The following is a 15,547-nucleotide window of genomic DNA, read 5'->3' on the forward strand; positions in this document are numbered from 1 at the left end:
CAGCTCTTAGATTTGAAAAAATAGAAAATGAAGCAGGAGAATGGGAGAGATTGCCGCAATTTGAAGATTGTAGCATGCTTCTCCCTCTCCTGCTTTTTGCTTTTCTTTCCTTTTGGTGATAAAAATAGTACAATATAGTAAAGATTGATGCGCTATTGTCAAGCAAGAAAAAGCGGAGAGATGTGATGGATAAAAAATTTCTTTGGGAGAAGATTCAGACTTTTTTTCAGGAACTTTGGAAAAAGATATCGGGTTTTGCTGCAGAGCATACTCTCCTGACAGATGCCTACCAAGCCTGGCGGGATTGGATTAAGAAGTTGCTGCTTCCTCGTCCTAAGTTCTTTCAAAAACAACTTAGCAATCGGCAGTTTGTCGGAGTGCTTTTGACAGTTGTAGGGCTGTCGGCTGGCTTAATCCTTTTATCAGAGCATGTGCAGGATTTCTCCTTTCTGTTGCCTAGTAAGAAAAAGCAGCAGTCGGATCCCTCTCAGAATCAGACGGTTCGTATCATGGCGACAGGGGATTTGCTTTATCACGACGGCCTCTATCTGAGTGCTCAGAAAGAAGATGGCTCTTACGATTTTTCTGAGAATTTCCACTATGCCAAAGAATGGCTTCGGCGGGGAGATTTGGTCTTAGGGGACTTTGAAGGCACGATTCGGCCGGACTATCCCCTAAATGGCTATCCGCTCTTTAATGCTCCGGAAGCCGTAGTTCCAGCAATCAAGGATACCGGCTATCAGGTGATGGACCTGGCTCATAACCATATTTTAGACTCTGGCTTGGAGGGAGTTTTCACTACAGCTCAGGCTTTTGAAAAAGATGGAATCACTCCCATCGGTGTTTATCCGCACGAAAGCCGCAGTCAGGCACCGCTCTTGATAAAGGAAGTCAAAGGCATTAAGATTGCACTGCTGGCTTACTCCTATGGCTACAATGGCATGGAGGGGCTTCTCAGTCAGGAAGATTATGATGATCGCCTGTCCGATTTGGATGAAGAAAAGATGCGGGCGGAGATTGAGCGGGCAGAAAAGGAAGCGGACATCACGGTTGTTATGCCTCAGATGGGGGTAGAGTACCAGCTGGAGCCGACAGAGGAGCAGATGACTCTTTACCATAAAATGGTCGACTGGGGAGCAGATATCGTCTTTGGAGGGCATCCGCATGTGGTTGAGCCAGCTGAGATTTTAGAGAAAGATGGCCAGAAGAAGCTGATCATGTATTCTATGGGGAATTTCATTTCCAATCAGCGCATCGAAACCATGGAGGAAATTGAAAATGCCCATTGGACCGAGCGAGGAGTGCTGATGGACGTTACCATTGAAAAGACACCAAAGGGCACGCAGATAAAAAGTGCTCAGGCTCATCCGAGCTGGGTCAGCCGAGTTGAAAAGGGCACTACTTCGGCAGACGGTCTACCTTTATACACTTACCAAACCTGGATTTTGGACGACTTTGTCGAAGGTGGCAAGTATCGAGACAAACTGGATCAAGAAACCAGAGCACGGATTGATACCGCCTATCAGGAAATGAATTCTCATGTTGGACTGAATTGGCCGGAGCAATAAATTACTTGAATATGAGTTTAGCCAGATTGGATTTGCCAATCTGGTTTTTGCTGTTTTAAAGTCGAGGACTTTGTTATAATTAAAAAGGATTATAGAACTGTTAATGAATGAAACTGACCGCTTCGAGCTCGTCTATTATTTTGACTTATTTTATTAGAAAGAAAATGAAATGCAATTTGGTTTGTGGCTGCTTTTGTATGTTATACCCATGTTTATCTTGTTTTTGTTGCTAGTTTGCTCCTTGGTCTTGCTGGTTTTCTGCCTGTTTCTGAGAAGAAATTTCTTCAAGGAAAAGCAGGGACGCAATTTGTTGCTAGCTATCTTTTGGTTAGGACTCTTCAATCTCCTGCTGAACTTGCTAGTATAGAAATGATGAGTTGGTAAGGAGAACAATCCAAATGAAATGACAGGGACTGGCTTTATCCTTGTTGGTTAAAACTAAACATTGATTGAAAATTAAAGAAAGGCGAAATATGAATTTTTTTGAACAACTTTTTCTTTTAATGGACTTTTTAATTCACTTTTTACCACTCTTGTTTATCTTTGTTGTTTTTATTGTTTCATGGATAGTTTATATCTGTATAAAGAAACCTTTCTACAAAAGCATTTATGGGAAAGTGATTAGTCTACTCTTTTTGGGAACTTTGATTTGGAATCTTGTTTATTTTGGCGAAGAAGATCATGGCGGCTCCTATCAATTAGTCAAATTAAAGCCAGGCGAAGCTGTTTATGTAAAGATTAAAAAGCCTTATCTTGACCTAATAAAGGGTTCAGGAGTCAGTGTTTTAAAATTTAAAGATAAAACAGATGGGAAAATTAGAATATACGATTCTTATTTGAGAGAGCAGATAGGTGAAAATGAGTATATTTATGATGCAGAAAAAAAGTCTGTTCACTACTCTAATGAAAAGGATGGGGGGATAACAATCCCAAACGAACAGGCTTTATCCGATTTAGGTGTTGAGTTTAACGAAAGCTATAGCATTGATGTCAACTTTACCCAAAATAGAGCGTTTGTTTTTAGTGTAAGCGACAGTGATCAAGATATCACTGTCCAAAACGAATCAGATAAACCCATATCTTTTTATGTCAAAGCCTATCACAGAGTCTATGGCTCAGAAGGCAGGGACCGAGATCTAGAATAATATCTTACAAAACATGTTGCTGTTTCTATCCTTCTTATAATATTAGCATTACAAAAAACGAATACCACCAAGTTCACTTAGCTTAGCAGGTATTCGTTTTTTTATTTTCTAATTTAGCGCTTCATTTCTTCCGATACTGGCTTGGTGTCATTTGGTAGTATTTTTTAAACTGGCGGTTGAAGTTGGACAGGTTATTAAAGCCAGCTTGGCTGGAGATTTCCAGTACAGAGAGATTGGAGTGTTGCAGGAGTTCGGCTGCTTTGCGCAGGCGGAATTGAATCAGGTACTCAATGCATGAAACGCCCAGATGCTTCTTGAAGAAGTTCATGAAATGGGTGGAGCTGTAGCCACAGATGCCAGCCAGTTGGTCAATACTCAGGTCTTCTTGGTAGTGGGCATTGATGTAGTCAATGATGGAGCGAATCTTTTCTTCCTTGCGGTAGCCTTCTGGTGATAGGTCTTTGGAAATGACATAGCCGTTCTCAAAGAGCAGGTAGAAGAGCTGGTTGAGTTGGGCTTTGAGCTGAAACTCGTAGTGAGATTTGCGGAAATAGCCTGTTTCTATAGCTGCTAAGAGGCACTGACGAATCTCCGTATAGGCTGTATCATTGGGCTTGATCACATGAGTCAAGTCCAACTGACCATTGTAGAGTGGCTGCAGATAGTTGATGCTGGCCTGATCCATGGCAGAGTAGCCCATCAGATCTAGGTGAAAATTAATGGCGTCCATATAATGGCGCTCGTCGTTGATGGGGTGGATAGAGTGCAAGGCATTGGGGCGAATCAGGATAATATCACCTTTTTCGCTGTTAAAGTAGTCGTCGTCAATATGAAATTGTGCTTTTCCTTCGTGGACATAAATCATTTCAACATCGGTATGCCAGTGGAAAAGAATATCTGGATGACCATTCTCAGTGATGGTGCGGGTCAGAGAATAAGGGGTTCCTTGGTTTTTAAAAACGGTATTTTTATGTAGTTGGCCTAAATCAATCATGGGGACACTCTTTCATAGAATAGTACAATTTATTAAGATAATTGTGTTAGAAAATATGTTTGACAACTATTATAATATAAATATAAAAAAAACGAAAGCGAGAAAATGCAAATGGGTAAATTTCCGCAGAATTTCCTCTGGGGTGGTGCAACTGCAGCCAACCAGTATGAAGGTGCCTATAATCTGGATGGGAAAGGCCTGTCTGTTCAGGATGTGACTCCAAAAGGCGGAGTGCCAGCCAAGCCAGGTGACCGCAATCCTTTGATTACTGAGGGGCCGACAGCAGATAATCTCAAGCTGGAAGGGATTGATTTCTATCATCGCTATAAGGAGGACGTTGCTCTCTTTGCTGAGATGGGCTTCAAGGTTTATCGGATTTCTATTGTCTGGTCTCAGCCAGCACGGCAGAACTCAGCAAGCGCTACGGCTTTATCTACGTTGACCGCAACGATGACAGTAGCGGAACTATAGCCTGCCACAAGAAAAAATCTTTTGATTGGTACAAAGAAGTCATCGCGACGAATGGAGACAGTCTCTATCAGGATTGAATGACTTAAACCAAATAGAATGGCTCCTTATAAAATAAAGGATGAATCTTTTGATTCATCCCTTTTTCTATACTTTTATTTCTTCCAGCTTTCGACTTCTTTTTGATGGTTTTTAATCCACTCTTTGGCTGCAGCTTCTGGTGAGCTGCCTTCGTTAATCTTAAGCATGACTTCTTCCATGTCTTTCTGGGTCCAGTTGAAGTTGTCTAGGACCTTGTTGACTTCTGGTAAGTCCTTGTCTAGATTTTTTCGAGTAATAGTGTGGATAGCTTCCTTGCCGCCCATGGTTCCCTTGGGATCCTTGAGGTATTTGAGGTCGTACTTGGAGAACATCCAGTGAGGTGACCAGCCGGTTACGATGATATCTTCCTTGTTCTTAATAGCCTGATCCAGAGCAGTGGTCATAGCTCCTGTTGAGGAAGAAGAAAGATTCCAGCCACTGAGATTGCTGTATTCTTGCAAAGTCTTCTCAGTCGCGGTCATGATACCAGCGCCGGGCTCAATACCTGTGATGGTTTTCTTGGCTTGGTCTGAAAGGTCTTCGATAGAGTCAGCATCCATATAGCTTGGTACGACTAGCCCTGTCTTAACGCCCTCCAAGTTTGGCCCTAAGTCCACCAGCTTGTCTTTGTACTCTTCATAGAGAGCAGCGTGTGTAGTCGGCAACCAGGCAGAAACCATGGCATCGGCTTCGCCATTAGCAACGGACTTCCACATAACGGCATTGTCCAGCGGTGTGATAGTGACATCGTAGCCCATTTCCTTGAGAGCTTCCGCTACGACATTGGTTGAGGCAACTTCGGAGTCCCATTCAACATAGGCAAGATTGACCTTTTCTTTTTTGCTTTGCTGAAGCTTGGTCACTTGATTTCCGACAAAGGCTGTCAGGATGACAGCAGCCAGAGCAGACCAGAGCATAATCTTGTTGCGTTTTTCCTTGGCAGTGACCGGTGATTTTTTAGCCAGAGGTTGGTTGAGCTTCTGAGTCAGGCGGTCAATGATAATGGCCAGGATAACCAGCGACACCCCATTGACAAATCCGGAACCGATGTCGGCATGCTGCAGGGCAGAGAGAACGCCGCGGCCCAGTCCTGGTGCCCCAATCATAGAGGCAGTAACGACCATAGACAGAGCTAACATGATGGTCTGATTGACCCCAGCTAGGATGGTATTTTTAGCCAGAGGCAGCTCGACTTTGAAGAGCTTCTGCTTGCCAGTGCCCCCGAAAGAGTCTGACGCTTCAATCAGTTCAGTCGGAATCTGACGAATAGCTAGATTGGTAAAGCGGACAGTCGGTGGCAGGGCAAAGATGACAGAGGCAAAGACCCCAGGCACCATACCAATGCCGAAGAAGGCTACGGCCGGTATCAGGTAGACAAAGGCTGGCATGGTCTGCATAAAGTCCAGCAAGGGCTTGATAACTGCTTCGACGCGATTGCTCTTAGCCATCCAAATCCCCAGTGGAATACCGATGATAATGGAAATGGCACTGGAGACGATGACCAAGGTCACAGTGTTCATGAGATTTTCCCAGAGGCCTTGGTTGTAAACAAAGAGCAGGCCTAGGAAGGTGAGTAGGGGCAGACCCAGCTTACGCTTGGAAATCAAATAGGTAAAAATAGTGATGACTGCGATAAAGAGCAGGGGCGGAATGAAGAGCAGGGTGTCTGTCATTCCATTCATGATGGCATTTCCAATAGCTTGAAGGACCGAGAAAAGTCCGGAGAAGGTATCAGTTACCCAGTTAGTAAAGGCCTCAACCCATTGAGAAACGGGGATTGGCTGTTGTAAAATATTCAAAATGCGAACCTCCCTTATTCTTCAGATTCAGTAGTATTGGCCAAGGCTTCGATGACTCGACCTTTGATAATAACGCCGACTAACTTGTCCTTATCATCTACAACGGCCAGAGGCGCTGGTGAATCGTAAATCAGCGGGAAAATATCGGTAATCAGGGTTTCCTGAGTGACCTTGCGGACGTTCTTATCAATGACGTCAGCCAGTGCTTGATGCTGCTTGCGGGCATCACGGGCGGCTTCGGCAGTCAGACTGCCCTTGAGGCGGCGCTTCCTATCCACAGCCAGCAGCATACTGACCTCTTCTTTTTTCATGCGATTGAGAGCAACTGTTGGTCCGTCGATGTCAATGTTGGTAGTCAGTGGCGTTGTCATGATATTCTGGGCAGTCAAGACCTTGGAGCGGTCCACATCCTCGACAAACTCTCGAACGAAGTCATTGGCTGGATTGGTCAGGATTTCCTCACCAGTGCCAATCTGCATAATCTGACCGTCAGCCATAATGGCAATGCGGTCACCGATACGCAGAGCCTCATTGAGATCGTGGGTGATAAAGATAATGGTACGCTCATGCTCTGCCTGCAGATCCAGCAGTTCATCCTGCATTTCGCGGCGGATGAGGGGGTCTAGAGCTGAGAAGGCCTCGTCCATGAGCAGAATATCAGGATTGTTGGCCAAAGCTCGAGCTAAGCCAACCCGCTGCTGCATCCCACCGGAGAGCTGATCGGGGTATTGGTCCTTGAAGGACAGGAGACCGGCATTGTCTAGAGCTTGTTCAGCTAGGCGCGTGCGCTCTTCCTTATCAACACCTCGGACTTCTAGACCGAACTCAGTATTTTCTAGAATGGTCCGATGCGGGAAGAGGCCGAAGTTCTGAAAGACCATATTGAGCTTGTGGCGGCGAACGTCACGCAGTTCCTCTTCGTTCATCTTGGCCACATCCTGGCCGTCAATGTAAATATCGCCTGATGTCGGGTCAATCAATCGGTTGAGCAGGCGGATAAGGGTAGATTTTCCACTACCGGACAGTCCCATGATGACAAAAATTTCTCCGGTCTGAACCTCAAAGTTCACATCGTAAACTCCGACAGTAGCACCGGTTTTTTCTAAAATTTCGGTTTTGCTTTTGGCTTGCTGCACCATTTCTAGTGCCTGCTTTTGCCTTTTACCGAAAATTTTAGTCAAATGTTTTACTTCTAGTTTATTCAACGTATTTCTCCTTTTGCAAAAGTGACTACATGTTTATTTTGATAAGTTGTCACTTAAAAGACCATCACAGTATAACATCGTGTGGTCACTTTGTCAAACCCAAAAGACCGTCAGACCGGCCTTTTTCGGCTATTATAAAAAAGGAGGATGATTTTCTAGAATATTTCTGAAAGCCGCAAAACCTTGTCAGATAGCGAATTTACCTACCTATTCTGTTTTTTTGACAAAGAAAAAACAAGCGCTCTTTCACTTGTTTGTTTCAATTTCATTAAAAAATAAATTATGCATCAAACCGACTGATAATTCGTTGCCAACAAAGTAGATGGTATTGCCGGCTTCCAGCTTGGTATAAGGACCAGGCGAGATTAGGAGTTGGTCGCCCTGCTGGACTGCGACAATGGTAGCGCCAGTCGAGTGCCAGATATTGAGTTCATTGATAGATTTTCCTAGGTTGATGGCGTCTGCTGAGAGCTGGAGCTCGTAGGGATTGAACGGAAAGCGCTGCTGGACATCTTTGGTTCGGCTGAGAAGCTGATTAAGCAGCTGGGAAAAGTTGGCAAATTCTTCCTCTTGGCGCTGGATGCTCTGGTGGAGCTTGCTTTTGAGATCCTGCAGAGAGTTGACATTTTTATAGGTCTCGAGAAACTGCTGAGCTTTTTCCTTGGAGGAAATGAAGGCTCCACTGCCATGGCGGACTTCCATGATTTCCAGATCTACCAGCACATTGATAGCCTTGCGGGCTGTCTCAGGGGAGACATTGAAGTTGCTGGCTAAGGTAGAGCGGGCATAGATCTTGCTGCCGATAGGATATTTGCCGTCAACGATTCGCTCGGCAATGGCGACGGCAATCTGCTGGTAGCGTGGGAATGCGACTTCTTTTTTGCTCATGAGGACCTCCAATTTTACGACAGGAATATAGCTATGATTATAATATAAAACTGGAGGATTGAAAAGTGCCCTTTGTAAAATCGACCATCTTATCCACCTCTTCTTGCCTTTCTTTTTACTTTTTTAAGTAGTATAATATGTCTAAAAGTCAGAGGTTTTCTGGAAAAGGAACAGTAAAAACCAGATGCTAAAAATAGAAATGGATAAAAAGATGACTGTAAAGATGATAGCGACAGACATGGATGGAACCTTGCTGGACGGACAGGGACAGCTGGATTTGCCGCGTCTGGCTACTATTTTAGATGAGCTGGAGAAGAGAGGCATTCACTTTGTGGTAGCTACTGGCAATGAAATTCCACGGATGCGCCTGCTATTGGGAGATTTGGTAGAACGCATGACCTTGGTAGTTGCAAACGGAGCTCGAATTTTTGAAGGAAATCAGCTAAGCATGAGCAGCTTCTGGGAAACTGGATTGATTAGGGATGCGCTAGCTTATTTTTCCGGTCATGAAAGGGAGCTTCAGCTGGTTGTGACCTCCGAAAGAGGCGGCTTTGTCCAGGAGGGGACAGAGTTTCCCTTGATTGAAAAAGTTATGACTAAGGAAATGGCCCAACTTTTCCACAAGCGGATGAACTTTGTGCCTAGCCTTCAGGATTATCCCTTTGACAAGGTCTTGAAAATGAGTATGATGGTAGAAGAGGCTGCAGCAGCAGAGCATGCTCGTCTGATTAATCAGCATTTTGCAGGCCGATTGAGCGCTGTTGCCAGTGGTTACGGTGCGATTGACATCCTCCAAGATGGGATGCACAAGGCTTGGGGCTTGCAGCAACTGATGGCTAAGTGGCAGATTCAAAGCTCGGAAATCATAGCCTTTGGGGATAGCGAAAATGACATAGAAATGCTTGAATTAGCAGGTATTTCTTATGCCATGGAGAATGGCGATGAGCGGGTCAAAAAGGTAGCAGATTACCTAGCGCCGGCCAATACAGAAGCCGGTGTTCTACAGGTGATCGAAAAATACTTAGAAGAGGAAAAAGGATAATGGCAGTACAATTATTAGAGGAATGGCTTCTCAAGGAGCAGGCAAAATTGCAGCAAAACTACAGAGAGCTCAATCAACTCTCCGTCAAGGAGCCAGACATCATCTTTATCGGAGACTCCATTGTAGAATACTATCCGCTCCAGGAGCTCCTGCAGACGGATAAAAGACTGGTCAACCGCGGCATTCGGGGTTATAAGACTGATTTGCTATTAGAAAACCTAGATACCCATCTCTTTGGGCAGGCTTTGGATAAGGTCTTTATCCTGATCGGTACCAACGATATCGGCAAGGAGATGCCTCAGACAGAAACGCTGGCCAATTTAGAAGCCGTTATTCAGGAGATTTCTCGTGATTATCCTTTGGCTCAGATCCAGTTGCTGTCGGTCCTGCCGGTCAATGAAGCTCCAGCCTACAAGAGCACGGTCTATGTCCGCAGCAATGAAAAGATTCAGGCCCTCAATCAGGCCTATCGTCAGCTAGCCAGTGCTTATATTAATGTCCAGTTTATTAATCTCTACGATGCTTTTCTGGACGATGAAGGCCAGCTACGCCCAGACTACACAACAGACGGCCTCCATTTGACCATTGCTGGCTATGGAGCCCTGTCCAAGGTTTTGCAGGAATATTTGTAGTTTCTTCGAAAGAATATAGCTCTGTTTTGCCGGAACAGAGTCTTTTTTATTTTCTTAAACTTACAAAAGTTTTCTTTGAATGATGCTTGATTTCAAAGGGATTATGAAAATTATTATAAAACACATTGGACTTTGTGAAAAAAATCAGAGCATTGTGTTATGTAATAGTTCTGTGTTCTCTATGAGCATATTCTTATACAAGAGCGAAAAAACATGATAAATTGATAGAGTAAAGTTGCTTGAAGCGTTTTCATTCACAAATGGAAATGTTTTCAACAACTGAAAATTTATTTTATTGAAGGGGAGTTATTATGACTCAAGGAAAAATTACTGCATCTGCAGCAATGCTCAACGTATTGAAAACATGGGGCGTAGATACAATCTACGGTATCCCATCAGGAACACTCAGCTCACTTATGGATGCTTTGGCTGAAGACAAGGATATCCGCTTCTTGCAAGTTCGCCACGAAGAAACTGGTGCTCTTGCAGCGGTGATGCAAGCTAAATTCGGCGGCTCAATCGGGGTTGCAGTTGGTTCAGGTGGTCCAGGTGCGACTCACTTGATTAATGGTGTCTACGATGCAGCTATGGACAACACTCCATTCCTTGCTATCCTTGGATCACGTCCAGTCAACGAACTCAACATGGATGCTTTCCAAGAGCTCAACCAAAACCCAATGTACCACGGTGTGGCTGTATACAACAAACGTGTAGCTTACGCAGAGCAATTGCCAAAAGTTATTGACGAAGCTTGCCGTGCTGCTGTATCTAAAAAAGGTCCAGCTGTTGTTGAAATTCCAGTAAACTTCGGTTTCCAAGAGATCGACGAAAACTCATACTACGGATCAGGTTCTTATGAGCGTTCATTCATCGCTCCTGCTTTGAACGAAACTGAAATCGACAAAGCTGTTGAAATTTTGAACAATGCTGAACGTCCAGTTATCTACGCTGGATTTGGTGGTGTTAAAGCTGGTGAAGTGATTACTGAATTGTCACGTAAAATCAAAGCACCAATCATCACAACTGGTAAAAACTTTGAAGCGTTTGAATGGAACTATGAAGGTTTGACAGGTTCTGCTTACCGTGTTGGTTGGAAACCAGCCAACGAAGTGGTCTTCGAAGCAGACACAGTTCTTTTCCTTGGATCTAACTTCCCATTTGCTGAAGTGTACGAAGCCTTCAAGAACACTGAAAAATTCATCCAAGTGGACATCGACCCTTACAAACTTGGTAAACGCCATGCCCTTGACGCTTCTATCCTTGGAGATGCAGGTCAGGCAGCTAAAGCAATCCTTGACAAAGTAAACCCAGTTGAGTCTACTCCATGGTGGCGTGCCAATGTGAAGAACAACCAAAACTGGCGCGATTACATGAACAAACTCGAAGGTAAAACTGAGGGTGAATTGCAATTGTACCAAGTTTACAATGCAGTTAACAAATATGCTGACCAAGATGCTATCTACTCAATTGACGTAGGTAACTCTACTCAAACATCAACTCGTCACCTTCACATGACACCTAAGAACATGTGGCGTACATCTCCACTCTTTGCGACAATGGGTATCGCCCTTCCTGGTGGTATCGCTGCTAAGAAAGACAATCCAGATCGCCAAGTATGGAACATCATGGGTGACGGTGCATTCAACATGTGCTACCCAGACGTGATCACGAACGTTCAATACAATCTTCCGGTTATCAATGTTGTCTTCTCAAACGCTGAGTATGCCTTCATCAAGAACAAATACGAAGACACAAACAAACACTTGTTTGGTGTTGACTTCCCTAACGCTGACTATGCGAAAATTGCTGAAGCACAAGGTGCTGTTGGATTTACAGTAGACCGTATCGAAGACATCGACGCAGTCGTTGCAGAAGCTGTGAAGCTCAACAAAGAAGGTAAAACTGTTGTCATTGATGCTCGCATCACGCAACACCGTCCACTTCCAGTAGAAGTACTTGAATTGGATCCAAAACTTCACTCAGAAGAAGCTATCAAAGCCTTCAAGGAAAAATACGAAGCAGAAGAACTCGTACCATTCCGCCTCTTCTTGGAAGAAGAAGGTTTGCAATCACGCGCAATTAAATAATTCCTCTCGTCGAAAATCAAATTTGAACCTTATAGATTTCATTCTATGATTTTCTTAGAGCGAAACTTGAAAAGATCGGAGCAATCTGGTCTTTTTCTGGAGAATAGTCAATGAATTTAAATCAATTAGATATTATTGTTTCAAATGTTTCCCAAGTCTGTGCTGACTTGGAGCGTATTTTGGATAAAAAGGCAGACTATGTTGATGACAGTTTTGCTCAGTTCACGATTGGCAGTCATTGTCTTATGTTGTCCCAAAATCATTTGATTCCTTTGGAAAATTTTCAGTCAGGCATCATTCTTCATATTGAGGTTGAGGATGTAGACCAGAACTATCAACGGTTGAAAGAGCTTGGTGCTGAGATTTTATACGGCCCAGTTGTAACTGATTGGGGAACAGAGTCCTTATTAGTTAGAGGACCTGCTGGTCTAGTAATTGATTTTTATCGAATGAAATAGGTCTGTTTAACATAGAAAAAACGCATAAAATCAACTGATTACAAAAGTGTTGATTTTATGCGTTTTTATGTGAACTATTATTATATTTCGGCTAGAAATTGAGTTTTTTCTAACTTCTTGCTCTATATCTGCAGGTTTATTTAACTTCCCCGCCTTCAACAACTAGGTCATCGGCCTTAGCAGCTTCGCCGTATGTTGGGTGGAGAGTTTCTTCATAGGCCTTGTGGAAGAAGTTTTCTTTGCCAAGTTTCTTGATTTCGTCGTTGATGTAGTTGAGCAGCTCGGTATTGCCTTTTTGCACAGCTGGGGCAATGGTATCTGGATCACCTAGCGAAGTGATGCCGACTTCAAAGCCTTTGTTTTCCAGTGCCCAGGCTAGGACTTCAGTATTGTCTGTAGAAAAGGCATCGCCGCGGCCGTCCAGCAGGGCTTGGTAAGCATCGCTGTACTGATCATACTTTTGCAGCTTGATATTCGGGTAGTTCTTTTCAAAGTAGGTTTCAGCTGTGGTTCCCTTAGTGATAATCAGGGTCTTACCTTCCAACTGTTCAGGCTTGGTGATAACTGAGCCTTTTGGTGATACGACTCCGAGAGATACTTTCATATAGGGCAGGGCGAAGTCAACTTGTTTTTTCCGCTCGTCTGTGACAGTGAAGTTGGCTAGGGTAATATCGACCTTGTTGGAGATTAAGTATTCAGCCCGGTTGGCAGCATCTACAGGCACGTACTCTGGCTTAACACCTAAATCTTTAGCTAGTTGGTCGCCCAGATAAATGTCATATCCTTGATATTTGCCGTTGTTATCTACATAGCCGAACGGTTTCTTGTCGCTGAAAACCGCAATGCGGAGCTTACCACTCTTTTTAATTTCCTCTAGGCTGCGGGTCTTGACCGTTTTGCTGGAAGCTGTGTCTTTGTTACCAGCATCTTTCTTGCTGGAAGTGCCGCAAGCGACAAGGAAGAAAGCCAGAGTAAGGGTTGTTAAAGCAAAGATTGTTTTAGATAATTTCATAAGAGACTCCTTTATAAGATATGGGAATGCGAAGAAAACACAGAGCTACCAAAGAGCAGCAACATCAGTGGTGGGTGAGGCATAACTGTCAGCCTAGATGACTGAAGTCAAAGACATTGAGAAATTCCTGGGCTCGCTGGGTTTTAGGTTGGCTGAAGAACTGTTGGGCGGTATTTTCCTCGAGGATACCACCTTGGTCCATGAAGATGATCCGATCGGCAATGGCGCGGGCGAACTGCATTTCGTGGGTCACAATCAGCATGGTCCGTCCTTCTTCAGCTAGGTCATTAATGAGTTCTAGCACTTCACGGACCATCTCAGGATCCAGCGAAGCAGTCACCTCATCAAAAAGGATGATTTCCGGGTGCATGAGGAGCGAACGGACGATTGCCACCCGCTGCTTTTGGCCGCCAGACAGTTGGCGAGCAAAACTGTGCTTTTTATCCGCCAGGCCGACCCGCTCCAGCAGACTTTCAGCTTCCTTAATGACCTCGTCCTTCTTGCGCCCCTGAGCTTTTATGGGACCAAGAATCAGATTTTGCAGGACATCCAGATGGGGGAAGAGCTCATAGCTTTGAAAGACCATGCCAATCTTCTGACGAACGAGATGGAAGTCCTTTTTCTGGCTGAGGATGGACTGGCCGTCCAGTAAAATATCACCAGATTGGATGCTTTCAAGACCGTTGATGCAGCGAAGCAGGGTCGACTTGCCGCAGCCAGATGATCCTAGGATGACCACAACCTCTCCTTTTTGGACAGAGAGGGACAGGCCTTTAAGGATGGCATTGCTGCCGAAAGACTTGCGAATGTCCCGTAATTCTAAAATGATTTCCGACATGATGTCCGTTACTCCTTCCAGATGGTTTCCAAATAAGAGGACAGCTTAGAAATAGGAAAGCAGACTGCGAAGTAAAGCAGCAGAATGCAGCCATAAATCCAAAAAGCAGCAGAAGGGATAGACAGACGATTGCTGTCAATGATCTGCTGGCCGACCTTGACGACCTCGATGACTCCGATAAGGACGATGAGTGAGGTTGTCTTAATCATCCGCGTGATTAGATTAATCGCCTGCGGCAAAAGCCGTCGCAGTACCTGCGGGATGATAATGTAGACATAGAGCTGGCGCTGCGACAGTCCCAATGCCTGACCGCTCTCAAACTGATGCTTGGGCAGGGAAGTAATGGCACCCCGTACCAAGTCACCCATCTCCGCCGTTCCCCAAAGAGAGAAGACGATAATGGCTGAAAGCTCACCAGAGATATTGATGTCGAAATTTCTGGCTAGGCCAAAGTAAACCAGAAAGAGCAGAACCAGCTGGGGCATGACGCGGATAAACTCTAGATAGGCTCTGGACAGAAAGCGCACAATCTTTGAGTGCGAGGTCATAATGATGCCAAAAAAAGTCCCCAAGATGAGGGAGATGATGACCGAGAGGATGGAAATACCAATGGTAACACCTAGCCCCTGTAAGATACGTAAGAAATTATTCCCCTGAAAGAGAACTTGAATGCCCGAATCCTGCACGCCGCAGCCTCCTTTCTATCCAGCTAAAGCCAAGTGAGATTGGCAACAAAATAATCAGATAAGCGATGACCAACATGAGCAGAGCCGTATCTGTCTCGTAGTAAAGACCAATCAAGTCCTTAGCTACAAACATTAGGTCTGCCAAGGCAACAGCTGAAAATACTGAGGTTTCCTTGATTAAAAAGATGACATTGGCACTAAAGGAAGGCAGGGCAATAGCTGCAGCCTGAGGCAGGATGACATAGTAGAAGACTTGTATTGGTCGCAGGCCGATAGAGAGTCCGACTTCCCTCTGCGTCCGGCTGACTGCTTCAAGGCCGCTTCGGAAAGACTCAGCCATATAGGAACCGCCCAGAAAGATTAGCCCAATCGTTGCACAAGCCTCAGAGGACAGAACGAGTCCAACACGAGGCAGGCCAAAGAAAAGAAAGAAAAGCTGCAGCAACAGCGGCGTATTGCGGGAAAACTCGATATAGGCGGTTGCTAGCGGCTTCAAAACTGGAATCTTGTAAAAGCGAATCAGACTGACTAAGAATCCGACAGCAATTGATCCCAAAATCCCCCAAAAGGCGATGAACATGGTTAAAAGAAAGGCCTCTTGATAGAGGGGATAGTAATCACTAACGACGTCCCAGTTCACGGCT

15 protein-coding genes and 2 pseudogenes are annotated in these 15,547 nt (G+C 44.7%); 9 read left to right on the forward strand and 8 right to left on the reverse strand.

Going from position 1 to position 15,547, the window contains the following annotated elements:
- The first annotated feature begins 185 nt into the window (after positions 1-185).
- From SSV_RS01470 to SSV_RS01480, 3 genes are all read left to right on the forward strand, one after another.
- Positions 186-1,568: a CapA family protein gene (locus tag SSV_RS01470; protein WP_072073386.1), complete on the forward strand. Its 1,383-nt coding sequence runs from the start codon at positions 186-188 to the stop codon at positions 1,566-1,568.
- A gap of 183 nt (positions 1,569-1,751) precedes the next feature.
- A complete protein-coding gene (locus SSV_RS12345) occupies positions 1,752-1,952 on the forward strand; it encodes a RhtB family transporter (protein WP_072073387.1) in 201 nt (66 codons plus the stop codon).
- Between the two features lie 89 nt (positions 1,953-2,041).
- Positions 2,042-2,713: a hypothetical protein gene (locus tag SSV_RS01480; RefSeq protein WP_072073388.1), complete on the forward strand. Its 672-nt coding sequence runs from the start codon at positions 2,042-2,044 to the stop codon at positions 2,711-2,713.
- A gap of 121 nt (positions 2,714-2,834) precedes the next feature.
- Here SSV_RS01480 and SSV_RS01485 read toward each other — a convergent pair whose 3' ends face one another.
- Positions 2,835-3,707 carry an AraC family transcriptional regulator gene (locus tag SSV_RS01485; RefSeq protein ID WP_072073389.1) on the reverse strand — a complete coding sequence of 291 codons (873 nt, stop codon included), beginning with the start codon at positions 3,705-3,707 and terminating at the stop codon, positions 2,835-2,837.
- 105 nt (positions 3,708-3,812) lie between these two features.
- Between SSV_RS01485 and SSV_RS01490 the strand changes: the two are divergent.
- Positions 3,813-4,103, forward strand: a pseudogene (locus SSV_RS01490) (family 1 glycosylhydrolase); the annotation flags it as partial.
- A pseudogene (locus SSV_RS01495) lies at positions 4,094-4,255 on the forward strand (family 1 glycosylhydrolase); the annotation flags it as partial. The pseudogenes SSV_RS01490 and SSV_RS01495, both read left to right, overlap by 10 nt.
- A 75-nt stretch (positions 4,256-4,330) precedes the next feature.
- On the opposite strand, the gene SSV_RS01500 reads toward SSV_RS01495, so the two are convergent.
- From SSV_RS01500 to SSV_RS01515, 3 genes are all read right to left on the reverse strand, one after another.
- Positions 4,331-6,055 carry an ABC transporter permease/substrate binding protein gene (locus SSV_RS01500; protein ID WP_072073390.1) on the reverse strand — a complete coding sequence of 575 codons (1,725 nt, stop codon included), beginning with the start codon at positions 6,053-6,055 and terminating at the stop codon, positions 4,331-4,333.
- A 14-nt stretch (positions 6,056-6,069) separates the two neighbouring features.
- A complete protein-coding gene (locus SSV_RS01505) occupies positions 6,070-7,260 on the reverse strand; it encodes a quaternary amine ABC transporter ATP-binding protein (protein ID WP_072073391.1) in 1,191 nt (396 codons plus the stop codon).
- Between the two features lie 246 nt (positions 7,261-7,506).
- Positions 7,507-8,148 carry a GntR family transcriptional regulator gene (locus SSV_RS01515; RefSeq protein WP_072073392.1) on the reverse strand — a complete coding sequence of 214 codons (642 nt, stop codon included), beginning with the start codon at positions 8,146-8,148 and terminating at the stop codon, positions 7,507-7,509.
- A gap of 184 nt (positions 8,149-8,332) precedes the next feature.
- Between SSV_RS01515 and SSV_RS01520 the strand changes: the two genes are divergently transcribed.
- From SSV_RS01520 to SSV_RS01535, 4 genes are all read left to right on the forward strand, one after another.
- Complete coding sequence (locus tag SSV_RS01520; protein ID WP_176693525.1) at positions 8,333-9,190, forward strand: Cof-type HAD-IIB family hydrolase; 858 nt, start codon at positions 8,333-8,335, stop codon at positions 9,188-9,190.
- Positions 9,190-9,822 (forward strand): SGNH/GDSL hydrolase family protein, encoded by a 633-nt coding sequence (locus tag SSV_RS01525; protein ID WP_072073393.1) that lies wholly within the window; start codon positions 9,190-9,192, stop codon positions 9,820-9,822. Before SSV_RS01520 ends, SSV_RS01525 begins: the two co-directional genes overlap by 1 nt.
- Before the next feature lie 311 nt (positions 9,823-10,133).
- Positions 10,134-11,909, forward strand: a complete 1,776-nt coding sequence (gene spxB / locus SSV_RS01530; protein ID WP_072073394.1) for a pyruvate oxidase — start codon at positions 10,134-10,136, stop codon at positions 11,907-11,909.
- Positions 11,910-12,019: 110 nt separating this feature from the next.
- Positions 12,020-12,367, forward strand: coding sequence for a VOC family protein (locus tag SSV_RS01535; RefSeq protein WP_072073395.1), 348 nt, complete (start codon positions 12,020-12,022; stop codon positions 12,365-12,367).
- 136 nt (positions 12,368-12,503) lie between these two features.
- Here SSV_RS01535 and SSV_RS01540 read toward each other — a convergent pair whose 3' ends face one another.
- The 4 genes from SSV_RS01540 to SSV_RS01555 all read right to left on the reverse strand — a co-directional run bounded on the left by SSV_RS01540 (position 12,504) and on the right by SSV_RS01555 (position 15,543).
- Complete coding sequence (locus tag SSV_RS01540) at positions 12,504-13,379, reverse strand: cysteine ABC transporter substrate-binding protein (RefSeq protein ID WP_072073396.1); 876 nt, start codon at positions 13,377-13,379, stop codon at positions 12,504-12,506.
- Positions 13,380-13,467: 88 nt separating this feature from the next.
- The gene (locus tag SSV_RS01545; protein WP_002907267.1) at positions 13,468-14,217 is read right to left on the reverse strand and encodes an amino acid ABC transporter ATP-binding protein; all 750 of its coding nucleotides are present in this window, start codon (positions 14,215-14,217) and stop codon (positions 13,468-13,470) included.
- An 8-nt stretch (positions 14,218-14,225) separates the two neighbouring features.
- Positions 14,226-14,903, reverse strand: coding sequence for an amino acid ABC transporter permease (locus tag SSV_RS01550; protein ID WP_072073397.1), 678 nt, complete (start codon positions 14,901-14,903; stop codon positions 14,226-14,228).
- Entirely contained in the window at positions 14,863-15,543 is a 681-nt protein-coding gene (locus tag SSV_RS01555) for an amino acid ABC transporter permease (RefSeq protein WP_072073398.1), read from the reverse strand. The genes SSV_RS01550 and SSV_RS01555 overlap by 41 nt, the downstream gene beginning before the upstream one ends.
- Positions 15,544-15,547: the final 4 nt, after the last annotated feature.

The sequence above is a fragment of the Streptococcus sanguinis genome, assembly GCF_001078705.1.
GTDB classification, from domain to species: Bacteria; Bacillota; Bacilli; order Lactobacillales; family Streptococcaceae; genus Streptococcus; species Streptococcus sanguinis_D.